The organism is Acinetobacter sp. 161(2023) (assembly GCF_037027805.1).
Lineage (GTDB): Bacteria > Pseudomonadota > Gammaproteobacteria > Pseudomonadales > Moraxellaceae > Acinetobacter.
On record NZ_JAZEYD010000003.1, the window covers coordinates 80,660 to 94,245 of the forward strand.

General features: G+C 37.5%; 12 protein-coding genes and 1 pseudogene. 6 read left to right on the plus strand and 7 right to left on the minus strand.

The genetic code is table 11. The features are described from left to right. Positions 1–173: 173 nt before the first annotated feature. The 3 genes and pseudogenes from WA249_RS03510 to WA249_RS03520 all read right to left on the minus strand — a co-directional run bounded on the left by WA249_RS03510 (position 174) and on the right by WA249_RS03520 (position 2,352). A complete protein-coding gene (locus WA249_RS03510) occupies positions 174–1,184 on the minus strand; it encodes an NAD(P)H-quinone oxidoreductase (RefSeq protein WP_336166629.1) in 1,011 nt (336 codons plus the stop codon). A 32-nt stretch (positions 1,185–1,216) separates the two neighbouring features. Next, a pseudogene (locus WA249_RS03515) lies at positions 1,217–1,315 on the minus strand (AraC family transcriptional regulator); the annotation flags it as partial. Between the two features lie 218 nt (positions 1,316–1,533). Then, positions 1,534–2,352, minus strand: a complete 819-nt coding sequence (locus WA249_RS03520) for an undecaprenyl-diphosphate phosphatase (RefSeq protein ID WP_005309907.1) — start codon at positions 2,350–2,352, stop codon at positions 1,534–1,536. A 347-nt stretch (positions 2,353–2,699) separates the two neighbouring features. Between WA249_RS03520 and WA249_RS03525 the strand changes: the two genes are divergently transcribed. Continuing rightward, positions 2,700–3,500 (plus strand): PaaX family transcriptional regulator C-terminal domain-containing protein, encoded by an 801-nt coding sequence (locus WA249_RS03525; RefSeq protein ID WP_016137098.1) that lies wholly within the window; start codon positions 2,700–2,702, stop codon positions 3,498–3,500. Between the two features lie 105 nt (positions 3,501–3,605). Next, on the plus strand, positions 3,606–4,598 hold the full coding sequence (locus tag WA249_RS03530; RefSeq protein WP_336166501.1) for a fatty acid desaturase family protein: 993 nt from the start codon (positions 3,606–3,608) through the stop codon (positions 4,596–4,598). 48 nt (positions 4,599–4,646) lie between these two features. Here the strand turns inward: WA249_RS03530 and WA249_RS03535 are convergent, their stop codons facing one another. Continuing rightward, positions 4,647–5,672: an AraC family transcriptional regulator gene (locus WA249_RS03535; protein ID WP_336166502.1), complete on the minus strand. Its 1,026-nt coding sequence runs from the start codon at positions 5,670–5,672 to the stop codon at positions 4,647–4,649. A gap of 156 nt (positions 5,673–5,828) precedes the next feature. Here WA249_RS03535 and WA249_RS03540 point away from each other — a divergent pair, with 156 nt between their 5' ends. Both WA249_RS03540 and WA249_RS03545 read left to right on the plus strand, forming a co-directional pair. Beyond that, complete coding sequence (locus tag WA249_RS03540) at positions 5,829–6,527, plus strand: NAD(P)H-dependent oxidoreductase (RefSeq protein ID WP_336166503.1); 699 nt, start codon at positions 5,829–5,831, stop codon at positions 6,525–6,527. A gap of 598 nt (positions 6,528–7,125) precedes the next feature. After that, positions 7,126–8,556 carry an OmpP1/FadL family transporter gene (locus tag WA249_RS03545; protein ID WP_336166504.1) on the plus strand — a complete coding sequence of 477 codons (1,431 nt, stop codon included), beginning with the start codon at positions 7,126–7,128 and terminating at the stop codon, positions 8,554–8,556. A 57-nt stretch (positions 8,557–8,613) separates the two neighbouring features. Here WA249_RS03545 and thrH read toward each other — a convergent pair whose 3' ends face one another. After that, positions 8,614–9,231, minus strand: a complete 618-nt coding sequence (thrH, locus tag WA249_RS03550; RefSeq protein ID WP_336166505.1) for a bifunctional phosphoserine phosphatase/homoserine phosphotransferase ThrH — start codon at positions 9,229–9,231, stop codon at positions 8,614–8,616. Between the two features lie 184 nt (positions 9,232–9,415). Between thrH and WA249_RS03555 the strand changes: the two genes are divergently transcribed. Both WA249_RS03555 and WA249_RS03560 read left to right on the plus strand, forming a co-directional pair. Beyond that, positions 9,416–10,150: a phosphoadenylyl-sulfate reductase gene (locus WA249_RS03555; RefSeq protein WP_336166506.1), complete on the plus strand. Its 735-nt coding sequence runs from the start codon at positions 9,416–9,418 to the stop codon at positions 10,148–10,150. Positions 10,151–10,321: 171 nt separating this feature from the next. After that, the gene (locus WA249_RS03560; RefSeq protein WP_336166507.1) at positions 10,322–11,707 is read left to right on the plus strand and encodes a WS/DGAT/MGAT family O-acyltransferase; all 1,386 of its coding nucleotides are present in this window, start codon (positions 10,322–10,324) and stop codon (positions 11,705–11,707) included. 29 nt (positions 11,708–11,736) lie between these two features. On the opposite strand, the gene WA249_RS03565 is transcribed toward WA249_RS03560, so the two are convergent. Next, entirely contained in the window at positions 11,737–11,910 is a 174-nt protein-coding gene (locus tag WA249_RS03565) for a PA1571 family protein (protein ID WP_002116397.1), read from the minus strand. 139 nt (positions 11,911–12,049) lie between these two features. Next, positions 12,050–13,504, minus strand: a complete 1,455-nt coding sequence (gene rng, locus WA249_RS03570; protein ID WP_252612065.1) for a ribonuclease G — start codon at positions 13,502–13,504, stop codon at positions 12,050–12,052. Positions 13,505–13,586: the final 82 nt, after the last annotated feature.

Sequence of the window (13,586 nt, forward strand, 5' to 3'; positions counted from 1 at the left end):
AATAAGGTAAGAACCAATTTTTATTTCTTACTCAATTTATAGGTGAAGTTATGAAGCTGGTGCAATCTGCCAATAGAATTTGGCAATTTTTATAGAGAAATAGGCAGAATCTAGAATTATAAAATTCAGTTTAGGCGAACCTGTCGTTCGCCCAAACTTCAATGATTACAGCGTTACGCATTCATTTCTAAAACGATCTTTCCAATATGATCACCTTGCTCCATACATGCATGAGCACTTTGTACATCTGAAAAAGCATACGTTTTATAGATTTGCGGTAAACATTTACCTTGAGCGAATAATGGCCATACATGCTCATGCAAAGATTGTGCAATCTCTGCTTTTTCTTGGCTATTACGTGCTCGCATCGTTGAACCCGTAATTGTGGCACGTTTTAAAATCAGTTTTTGTAAGTCAAATTCTTTTGCGATTCGACCACCCATAAAACCAATAATCACAAGTCGGCCATCACGTTTTAATAGGTTTAAATTTTTCGTGAAATAAGAACCACCCACAATGTCCAAAATGACATCAACACCTTGGTCTTGAGTATGTTTCAAAACTTCTTGCTCAAAATCTTGGGTTTTATAGTTAATTGCTGTGGTGAAACTAGAGAGTGCTTCAACTTTATCTTCACTACCAACCGTAGCAAAAGTTTTAATTCCTAAAGCTTGGCAAATCGCTAAAGCTGTGGTTCCAATACCACTTGCCCCACCATGAATCAGTGCAGTTTCATCTTTCTTTAAACGGCCAATATCAAATAGGTTTGCCCAAACCGTAAAAAATGTTTCTGGAATTGCAGCAGCTTTTATAAAAGATAAATTTTCAGGTATTGGCAATACTTGAGTTGCAGTTACGGCACAATATTCTGCATAACCACCGCCATTTGTTAGAGCACAAACTTTATCACCAACCTTGAATTGATCTACTTGTTCACCTACAGCAACCACAACACCAGCGACTTCCAGTCCCGGTATTTGAGTAACCCCTTTAGGCATTGGATATAAACCCATACGCTGTAAAACGTCAGGACGGTTAATTCCAGCAGCCTTTACCTCAATTAAGACTTCATCTGCTTGAAGTGCTGGAATATTCGCATCTTGAACTTTTAGAACCTCAGGTCCACCAGGAGCCGTAATTTCAATAATTTTCATGGTTGTTGGAAGGGTCATAAAATACTCCATGTTTGATTTATATTTCAAAATACTAATCTACGTTAAATAATTGAGGACTTGGGTGGAACGCCAAACAGTCGCTTAAATTCTCGGCTGAATGGTGAAGCACTGACATACCCCACTTTATAGGCTGCTTGTGCTGGAAGCCAAGTGCAAAAATACATTGACCAAATGTTCTGTAAGATGATTTTGCGGCATAGTTTTATTGTGAGAAGTAATCTAATAATCAATATAACAATGAACCTAAAGTGAAAACATCTGTCTTACGTTTACTTTGTATAAAGAGGTAATTCAAATCAATTTTTAGGCATAAAAAAACCTAGAGCATTCTAGGTTTTTTTATACTTTATCAGATTATTTAAGCCGATAAATTAAAGAACATTGCGGCAATCAAAATGATTACACCGAGTACAATTCGATACCAAGCAAATACGCGTAAGGTATGACGCTCTACAAACAGAACCAATGCTTTTACAACAAACAATGCGGCAATAAAAGCAGCAACAAAACCTACCCCAATATTAATCATATTATCGGCGGTCAGTACGTCAGCATTTTTAACTAAGTCAAAAGTTGCAGCACCCAACATGGTTGGCATAGCAAGGAAGAAAGAGAATTCTGTAGCAGCCTTACGTGATAAGCCCGCAAACATTCCACCCACAATTGTTGCACCTGAACGTGAAGTTCCTGGAATCATGGCAACACATTGAGCAAGTCCAACTAAAAGTGCTTGTTTAAAAGTAATTTTGGTTGCATCGAGTGTCTTATGTTCAAATTGTCTAGATTCAACCCAGAAAATAATAAGTGCCCCGACAATTAAGGCAATCGCCACCACAATTGGGCTGAATAAAACACTTTTAATAAAGTCTACTGCCAAAACCCCAATAATAACTGCGGGGAAGAATGCAATAAGTACACTGATAGCAAAATGACGTGATTCCACATCACCACTAAAGAAGCCTTTAATCAAGTTAACAATTTTTTGTCGGTATAACCAGCACACTGCCAAAATAGCACCTAACTGGATTACGACCTCAAATACACGACCGCCGTCTGAATGGAAATCGATAATATGACCAAATAAAATTAAATGGCCTGTACTCGATATTGGTAAAAATTCAGTTAAGCCTTCGACAAAGCCTAAAAACAGTGCTTTTATAACTTCAAAATTTTCCATCACTTGCTCAAAAAGTTAATCACCAGAAAAGTCTAAAAATTTGTTTTATATCATGTACAAACCATAATTTTGGCCTAGTTCATGCCCAATATCAGATCATTTCTAGCATTTGTGGTTATTGCCCTTAGCAAAAGGCGGTTTATTTAAAGGGGAATAATGTATCACATCATCATGACAATCTTAGGTTAACTATCGTAAAAAGATGAACTTGGTTAAGAACTACAAAATTTCTCATTCTGTAGCTAAGGCTTTTTAAGCTTATTTACCCTAAAATGATCTTAAAAAGACATTACAAAAACATGATATTATTTTTCTTACATGCAACTCATATCAAAAATTCTATCTGAATGAAAAATACCAAAATTAATGCACGTCATCTTATTATCGATTTATTTCTTTCCTCAGCTTATCCTCAGCTCACCATTAAACAAATATTGATTGCCGCTAAACTTTTTAATATGAGTGACAACGGTATTCGTGTTGCTACAACTCGACTATTAAATGAAGGCATGATAGAAAGCGTCGAGCGTGGTATCTATCAACTTTCACCATCAACCAAAGACTGGGCAAAAGTCATTTTGAATCGTAAAAATGGCATTAAACAGACCAAAGAATGGCAACAGAATTATCTGGCAGTTTTTACGGGGACATTAGGCCGTATAGACCGGACGGCTTTAAAAAAGAGAGAACATGCTTTACGTCAATTTGGTTTTAGAGAACTCGAAACTGGAATTTATATACGCCCAGATAATTTAGCCTATAGTTTTGAAAAAACATGTGAAGAGCTCGTTTTAGCGGGTCTTGAAAATGAAGCCAAAATTTCTATTATTCAAAAATTTGACTCAAAAACAGTTTCGTTAATTCCTTCTTTATGGGATACCAAACAGCTTGAAAAAAACTATGAGATGTATAGTCAAGATATCCAAGAATGGCTTTTGAATTATAAAAATTTATCCTTAAACGAGGCCGCCACTCAAGCTTTGTTATTAGGACGTGAAACGATTACTTTACTCATGAATGATCCTCTGCTACCCCATCCATTTGTTGACGAACATGCCCGCAATCAGTTCGCTCAGAATGTACAGCAGCTCGATTCGATTGGACAAAAGCTGTGGCAGAAAATTTATGAAAATGAATTAGCCCATTAAAGGGCGATTTATTTTTTTACAAACAAATATTACACTTTTTAAAATTTTATGATTATATTAGTAATATAAAATATGGATACCAAAATCTGATTTGGGAGAATAAAAATGAATGCACAAGTAAGTGTGACCGATCTCTTTAGCAGAGAAGAAATACAGGAACTCACCCAACCCTCAGATGCATATGGTGCTTGGGCTGTTGCAAGTACATGGGCTGTTATTGGCGGAACATTTGCCAGCTTAATCATGATGTGGGATTACTTACCTAGTTGGGGCAAACTACTTGCTTGCATGCTTGCCTTGGCTATATTGGCTGGTCGCCAGTTATGCCTAGCGATTTTGATGCATGATGCATCACATAAAAGCTTGTTCAAAAATAAAAAAATAAATGACTTTGTCGGTGAATGGCTATGTGCTCGTCCCATCTGGAATGATCTACAAAAATATCGCGTACATCATGTTCGTCATCATGCAAAAACCTCTACCCCAGATGATCCCGACCTTTCTTTAGTTTCTGGTTTTCCTGTTAGTAAGAAATCTCTTACTCGTAAATTCTTACGCGACTTAACAGGTATGACCGGATTAAAGTTTAGCTTTGGTCGGGTGTTAATGGATCTCGATTTAATGAAATGGACGGTTGCAAATGATCAAGTCTGGCTAGACCGAAGTAATAAAGATCTCGTTGACTATGCTAAAAGTATTGTAAAAAACAGTAGCGGAGCCATTGCAACCAATGTAGCTATTTATGGTGTTTTAAAAGCTTTTGGTCAACAACGGTTTTATTGGTTATGGCCTTTAGCTTATTTAACACCATTCCCATTATTTTTAAGAATTCGCTCCATGGCCGAACATGCAGGGATGCAAACCAGCAATACAGCTTTAACCAATACTCGTACAACACGTGCAGGTTGGATTGCTAGAAGCTTCGTGGCCCCTATTCATGTCAATTACCACATGGAGCACCACTTAATGGCTTCGGTGCCATACTTCAAACTGCCGCGCATGCATCGTCTATTAAGAAATCGCGGCCATGTTCCAGCACCACCTAGCTATTTTGAAGTAATTGAATCACTCTCATCTAAGTCAGAACAATCTACTTAATTAACGCAAGTGATAAATGAAAAGCCATGAATTTAAATTTGTGGCCCTTTAATTTGAATCCGCCATTTTATGCTGGGTTTGGAAATATTTAGGTGTAACACCCATCCACCGCTTAAACGCACGAGTGAAGTGAGAAGTCTCGGCATAACCCAGCATTAAAGCCACTTTTTCAATCGACATATTATTTTGTGCTAAAAGTTTCTGAGCATGCTCTTTTTTCAGTGAGTCCACCAACAGTGTAAAACTAGTGTGATCAAGAGCTAAATAACGTTGCAGGGTTCGCTCTGACATATTCATGATTTGAGCAACTTGCCCAACTTTCAATGCCTCAATCTCCCCATTCAAAAGCAATTTTTCAGCAACTTGTTTGACTCGCCCTTTCCAACCACTTTTTAATTTTAATTTCTCTATATCCCGCTTACATTGTGCATTTAACAACGGCGCTAGCATTGGGTCCGCCATTAATACAGGCTGTGCTAAATACTCTTTTGGAAATATCCAATGATTACACTTTTGATTAAATAAACAAGTGACCGCCAGTTGAGGACCTATTTGTGAAAAACCTATCGGTTCTTGCATTTGTAATTCAACTTTTCCTAAGTGAGAAAGTCCTGTTAATTTTTTTGCAATTTGAACAAAACCAACTAACAAAAAAATGTTGGCATTTGGACTCAACTGAAATGCATTGATGGGCTGATGAATTGACCAATATGCATCATTATTTTCTTGTTTTAATTCCGGTTTAAAAACTTTACAACGTGAGCCAATGAACTGTTCAAGAATTTTCAGCGCTTCTCCTAAATTTGGAGAAACTATAGCAGCCATTCCGACTGAACCATAACAAGAGGCCGTCATGCTTAAAGCTAAATACCCAGCTAATGCTGGCTCTTTGCATAACTCAATCGCCCGTTCAATAAGCTCATTTAAGATGTTGAACTCAACATACCAATAAGGCTTTTTTAATTGGTCTAAAGCTATTCCACTTCCATCTAAAAGTTGCTCACCAGAGATACCCCATGGCTTAATAGTCTCGACGATTAAATTAATATAAGTTCCGGGTAATTCTGGATTCATGAGCAACCCATTGAGCAAAATAAAATGGCGCGAAATGGTAAAAACTGTCAGTTCATGAACTATGCCATGCTTTTAAATTGATGCATAGTTATTCAAAACAAAATCCGCTGAATTGCACTAAACAGCACAATTTCTGAAAAGAATACAGGTCGCCTTATGAATATTCTGATTGTCCATGCTCATCCAGAACCACAGTCTTTTACCGCTGCTCTAAAAAGTACAGCCAAACAAACCTTAGAAAAATTGGGGCACAGCGTAGAAGTTTCAGATTTATATGCGATGCAATTTAACCCTATTGCATCCAAAGAGGATTTTTTAGAGCTTAATCAGCCTGACTATTTAAACTATGCACTAGAACAAAGAAATGCCAGTAAAAATCAACTTCTAGCTCCAGATATTCAAGCAGAAATTGAAAAAGTAAAAAAAGCTGATTTAGTTATTTTAAATTTCCCACTCTACTGGACATCTGTGCCAGCAATTTTAAAAGGCTGGATTGATCGTGTGTTCGTCTCGGGACTTTTTTATGGTGGTAAGCGGTTTTACAACCATGGCGGCATGGCAGGTAAAAAAGCAATGTTGTGTTTAACACTCGGTGGTAGAACACACATGTTTGGAGAGAACTCCATTCATGGCCCTATCGCAAATTATTTATCACCGATTCATCGTGGTACCTTGGCATATGCTGGTTTTGAAGTTCTACCGCCCTTCATTGCTTATCATGTACCTTATATTAGCCAAGAAGCACGAGAAACCCTTCTCGAAGACTATGTAACTTATCTCACTCATCTGGACCAGCTCGAACCGTTAACATTTCCTAAGCTTGAACAATTTGATGAAAAACTATATCCACTCTAATGCTGTGTTTGAGCTCTAAAAGTAGAATAGCTGAATCTATCTTGATATTTTCGGTTATTCTCTCATAGCAATTCCTAAACAGACAGACTAAAACCACCAAAAAAATAGATCAAATGGTAAAAAAATTAAGGGATTTTTTATTACAAAACCAAGAATATAAAAGTTAATCAATAATATACAGATGTAGAGAAACTAGATTTATCAAGTAAAAATGACGACCAATACTCATTTCATAATCATTTAATCCATATTTTTACAAAAAAATCTTTGACCATTTTTCTTGAATTTGTGACAGAAATGTCAGTACAACAAACATCATAAATAATAGATTAAAAATATAAATATCAATTAATTAAAACAACTTATAAATAAAAATATTCCTTCATATTTCATTCATTATTGACACTATTTGTATAAAAAATGAGTACTCTTCAGTTCATATAACAGATTTACTCTTATGGTAATTATGCTATTTTTGTTACATGGAGTTATCAAAGCTTTTATAAGTTGTAATTAGAAGCTTTGAAGGCAACACAGTTTAAACGGTTTAACTCTGTTACTTTTAAAAAAATGTCTTGAAGTTCAAGGAAAGATTAAAATGAAATTAAAACATCTGAGCACTGCAATGATTTTAGCAACGCTGCCTGCAACTGGGGTTTTTGCAGCAGCTTTGGATCGCTCTGGACAGTCAATGTCTGCTTTCTTACAACCGGGTAATTATTTTGAGGCAGGTATCACTGCTTTAGATCCAACTGTAGAGGGTAAAGAAGCAGGATCAAGCGCAACACGTCGTAATATTGACGATATGGGTAATGATTACTATTTCCCAAGTGCTGCATTAAAATTACAACTCAACGATAAATTCTCTTTCGGTCTACTCTATGACCAGCCATTTGGAGCAGATGCAGAATATTCAGGTAACAATGTATTCGTATCTCATCCAGGTACTGATACGGTTTTATCAGCAGCAGCTGTTGATGGTCTTGTTACTAAAAAAGCAAAAGACGCTTTAGAAGCAAAGGGTATACCTGTAAATGATCAAACTTTAGCTTTGGCAAAAGGCCAAGTTTTAGCAAGCCCTCAATTTCAACAACTTGCTGGCGCTCTTTCTGCGGCAAATAATTATTTAGGTAATGGTGGGACTAAAGTAAAAGTTGATACACAAAACTTATCTTTTGTTTTTGGTTATCAACCGACTCAAAACTTTAACTTCTATGCAGGTCCTGTATTACAAACAGTTAAAGGTAATGTAAGTTTACGAGGTCAAGCTTACAGCCTTTATAATGGTTATGATGCAAATATTAAAGAAACTACAGGTGCTGGTTGGTTAGCAGGTGCAGCTTATCAGATTCCTGAAATTGCACTTAAAACATCTGTAACTTATCGCTCTAAAATTGATCATAAAGTGGATATTAATGAAAATCTATCTTTATTAAATTTCCCTGGTCTTACCGCAGTACTTGCTGGTTTAGATGTTCCAGCTTCTAAACTTCAAGCAATTAACACATCTGGTAAAACTACAATTACTACCCCACAGTCTGTTAACCTTGATTTCCAAACAGGGATCATGGCGAATACGGTTGCGTTTGCTAACGTACGTTGGGTAAATTGGAAAGACTTCTCAATTCAACCATATAAATTTGGTAAAGTTTCAGAGGCTGTAGGCAATCTAGTTGGTCGTCCGAACGGTTTTAACTTAGTTGAATATGCTGATGATCAATGGTCTGTTAATGCTGGTGTAGGCCGTAAGCTTAATGACAAATGGGCAGGTAACGTTTCTGTAGGTTGGGACTCAGGTGCAGGTAACCCTATAACAACATTAGGTCCAACAGAAGGTTACTGGAACGTAGGTCTAGGTGTTCAATATAGCCCTACTCCACAAACATTCATTGCTGGTGGTGTAAAATACTTCTGGTTAGGGGATGCTAAAGCTCAAACAGGTGCACAAGCAGGTACTGATCAATATGTTGCAGAATTCTCTGACAACAATGCAATCGCTTACGGTTTAAAACTTGGTTATAAATTCTAAGTTTCAAAACTAAATAATAAAAAAGGCGCTTAAAGCGCCTTTTTTATTATTTAGTTCTTAAGCTGGAATGCAACGCTTTGAAACTGAACGGATCGCTTCTTTTAATGCATCATATCCTTGGATGGCTGGAAACTGTGGAAATTCAGCAATCACGTTTTCAGGTGCATCAAACAAGAAACCATGATCAGCCTCACCCAGCATGGTTGTATCGTTATATGAATCACCAGCAGCGATTACACGGAAATTTAAGCCATGTAATGCTTTAACAGACTCACGTTTTTGATCTGGTTGGCGTAGTTTATAAGCCGTGATCATTCCTTCTTCATCCGTCTCTAATTTATGACAGAAAATTGTTGGCCACCCCAATTGCTTCATTAAAGGATGTGCAAACTCATAGAAAGTATCTGACAGGATCACAAGTTGGAAATGAGTGCTCACCCATTCAACAAACTCTTTTGCACCAGGTAAAGGCCCCATCTCGGCAATAACTTCTTGAATGTCATTTAAGCCTAAACCGTGTTGTTTTAAAATATTCAGACGCTGAGTCATTAAAACATCATAATCCGGAATATCACGAGTTGTTGCTTCTAGTTCTTTAATCCCTGTTTTTTTTGCGAAATTGATCCAGATTTCAGGAACTAAAACCCCTTCAAGATCTAGGCATACGATTTCCATGAATGCTTCCAACGTTGGTTAAAAATTGCTGTATCATACCATTAAGATTTTCAGTTTTGCGTTGTTATTGATCAAATCAATTTTATTCATAAGGTTTGAAATTAAAGTGCTAAGCAATTTATTCACTATCCTTTAGAATATTTTTCATAAATCAATGCGCCCAAGCCTTTTGCCAGGAACACACATGACCGTTATTCCGACTATTGATATCGTAGATGCTCTTGCTGCTGAATATGCAAACAAAAGTCCTCGAGAAATTTTAGAGCTTGCCTTAAGCCACCAAGGTGAAATTGCAATTTCTTTTTCGGGAGCAGAAGATGTTGTCTTAATTGATATTGCTTCACGTTTGGGTAAGCCTTTCCGTGTGTTTAGTCTCGACACTGGCCGTCTTCATGCTGAAACTTACCAATTTATTGAAACTGTCCGTAAACACTACAATATCAATATCGAAATTTGTTTTCCTGAACCTGAAGCTGTTCAAAACATGGTAAACGAAAAAGGTTTATTCAGTTTTTTTACAGATGGGCACCAAGAATGTTGTGGTATTCGAAAAGTTCAACCTTTACGAAAAAAACTTGCGACTTTAGATGGCTGGATTACTGGCCAACGTAAAGATCAAAGTCCCGGTACACGCACAGAAATTCCAGTAGTACAAGCGGATGCGGGCTTTTCTGGCCCAGATAAGCAACTCATTAAATATAATCCTCTAGCGAACTGGACAAGTGCCGAAGTATGGAGTTACATCCGTATGATGGAAATTCCGTACAATCCTCTTCACGAACGTGGTTTTGTTTCTATTGGCTGTGAACCATGTACACGTGCTGTGTTACCAAACCAACATGAGCGTGAAGGACGCTGGTGGTGGGAAGAAGCGACTCAAAAAGAATGCGGATTACATGCAGGCAACATGAAAAAGTAATTTGTTATCAAAAAACCACTGCTAAATCAGTGGTTTTTTTTATGCCATGTTCCGTACACAAAGTCATATTTTATCTACTCTAAACGCTATATACTTAATTTTACGGTTCTATAATTCTAATAAGAGCTCAGATAAGGGCTTCTTAGAAAAATGCATGAGGCACAATGATTTATGCGTCCATTACACCCAATTGATTTCATTTTTCTGTCACTTGAAAAAAGACAGCAACCCATGCATGTCGGTGGATTATTTTTATTTGAAATTCCTGAAAATGCACCTGAAACTTTTGTACATGATTTAGTAGAAGATATTAAACGTTCAAAAAGTATTCCTATTCCGCCCTTCAATAACCGTTTAAATGGTCTATTTTGGGATGAGGATGAAGAATTTGATATTGATCATCACTTTCGCCACATTGCTCTGCCTCATCCCGGCCGTATTCGTGAACTTCTTGTTTATATTTCACAGCAACATAGTTCATTAATTGATCGTGCAAAGCCCCTTTGGACTTGCGATATTATTGAAGGAATCGAAGGTAATCGCTTTGCAATGTATTTTAAAATCCATCATGCAATGGTCGACGGCGTTGCAGGTATGCGTTTGATCGAGAAATCACTTTCAAAAACACCTGAAGAGAAACATGTTGTTCCTTTATGGTGTGTTGAAAGTAAAAGAACCAAGCGACTAAAAGTACCGACTCCAAGTACCAGTAAAATTAAGAGTATTTTAGGCGGCATTAAGTCTCAACTCGATATAGCGCCTAAAGTCATGCAAGAGTTATCTCAGACTATATTTAAAGAAATGGGCAAAAATCCTGATTATGTTTCTACTTTTCAGGCGCCAGTATCGATTTTGAATCAAAGAGTAAGTGCTTCACGTCGTTTTGCGGCCCAATCATTTGAACTGAGCCGCCTTAGAAAAATTTCAAAAGTATTAGGTGTAACAATTAACGATGTTGTGCTGGCCGTATGTTCTGGTGCTTTACGTGAATATTTGATTAGTCAAAATAGCTTACCTAAAAAGCCACTTATTGCCATGGTTCCCGCTTCATTACGTACCGATGATTCTGATATGAGTAACCGGATTACCATGATTCTGGCAAATTTAGGAACTCATAAAGACCAACCGTTAGAACGTCTAGAAATCATTCGTCGCAGCATGCAAAATTCAAAGCAACGCTTTAGTCGTATGACTGCGAATGAAATTTTAAACTATAGCGCAGTTGTTTATGGTCCGGCAGGATTAAACATCATGTCAGGAATGCTTCCTAAGCGTCAGGCGTTTAATTTAGTCATTTCTAATGTACCTGGACCACGTGAGCCACTTTATTGGAATGGCGCGAAATTAGACGCACTCTACCCTGCTTCAATTGTCATGGATGGACAAGCTTTAAATATTACCATGACCAGTTATTTAGATAAGCTTGAAGTTGGATTAACGGCTTGTCGAAATGCTTTGCCAAAAATGCAAAACCTTTTGACTCACTTAGAAGATGAGATTCAACGTTTTGAAGAAATTATTGCAGAGAAGCAGCTGAGACATCATTCAGCAAGTTAGAAAAAGTTAAGGGGCTTTGAATTGGCCCCTTACTTTTTAATTGTGCGGCACTGGTTAAGTAACTGATGACATACTGAACGAATCATTGCAGTTGTGATCGGTACTTCTTTACCTTGGTCATTCAACATATAGCAGCTATTTACTGGCGTGCTTTCTAAAACATGTTTAAGACCGTTGCTAATTAAGTTTTCACTTACATTCATGGGCTATACCTCTTATTGTTTGCTAAGACGTTAAATAGGGAGAACGTCTACGGCTACTGTATGCAAGTAGTATTTAAAATTCATGAATGAAAGTAAAATTTCAGTTGTAACAAGGATTAAGCGATATCTTGTTACAACTTTAACTTAAAATGATATCGTATTGCTCTTGCGTATATAAATTTTCGACCTGAAATTTAATCACACGGTTGATGAAATGCTCTAAATCTGCCACTGCTGGTGCTTCTGCTGTTAATAATCTGTCAATCACAGAAGGATGAGCAACAACAGTAAAGCCACTCGTTGACTCGAATGCACGGGTATATCTTAATATCTCACGAAATATTTCGTAACACACTGTCTCTGCTGTTTTGACAAAACCACGTCCTTGACAGGTCGGACACGACTCACAAAGCAAATGTTCTAACGATTCACGTGTTCGTTTACGCGTCATTTCGACCAGACCAAGTTCTGACACTTGAGTAATTTTGGTCTTGGCGTGATCGCGCTCAAGCATTTTTTCAAACTGACGCATCACCTCTTCACGGTGAATTGCCTCTTGCATGTCAATAAAATCAATAATGAGAATACCACCCAAATTACGCAGTCTAAGTTGACGCGCGATAACTTGAGTCGCTTCCATATTGGTTTTAAAAACCGTGTCTTCAAGACTACGACCACCGACATATGAACCGGTATTAACATCAATCGTTGTCATGGCTTCAGTCTGGTCAATCATCAGATAACCGCCTGACTTCAAAGCAACGCGCGTTTGAAGGGCTTTTTGAATATCTTCTTCGACATTATAAAGATCAAATAGCGGTCGCTCACCCGGATAATGAATGAGTCGATTCTGCATATTCGGCACAAATTCTTCAACAAACTCAAGAAGTTTGGCATGAATTTCTCTCGAATCGACATAGATCTTTGCAGTCTCTTCGCTTGCTAAATCTCGAATAATACGCTGAGGTAATGGCAGCTCTTCAAAAATTAAAGAAGGAACCGCAACATCAATTTGCTTCCGTTGGATGTATTCCCATAATTTACTCAGATAGCACATATCACGTGCAATTTCTGCCTCATCTACACCTTCGGCAGCCGTACGTACAATCACGCTCCCCGGCAAATTATGTTCAGATTGAATACCTTCAATAATATTACGTAGTCGCTCTCGCTCTTCTTCAGACTCAATACGCTGCGATACACCAATATGGTTACCATATGGCATTAAAACCAGATAACGAGAAGGGATTGAAAGATCTGTACTCAGACGAGCCCCTTTCGTTCCTAACATATCTTTCATTACTTGAACTGTTAGGGTTTGACCGGGATGTAAGAGTTCAAAAACGTTTGGAGTCGGTTGTGAACGAGGCCAAACCATATCATTGATATGTAAAAAGGCTGTTCGAGATAAACCAATATCAACAAAAGCAGCCTGCATGCCTGGAAGCACTCGCACGACTTTACCCTTGTAAATATTGCCGACTAGACCGCGCTTGACTGTACGCTCGACATACAGCTCATTAACAGTTCCATTTTCGATTAATGCCACCCGACACTCCATAGGCGTGACATTAATAAGTAATTCTTCTGACATACATAAACTCAAAGCATTATAAAATTTTTATTAAAGAGTCAGAGAAGCTGTTAATTTTAACTTTGCCTAGTGTTCATCGACA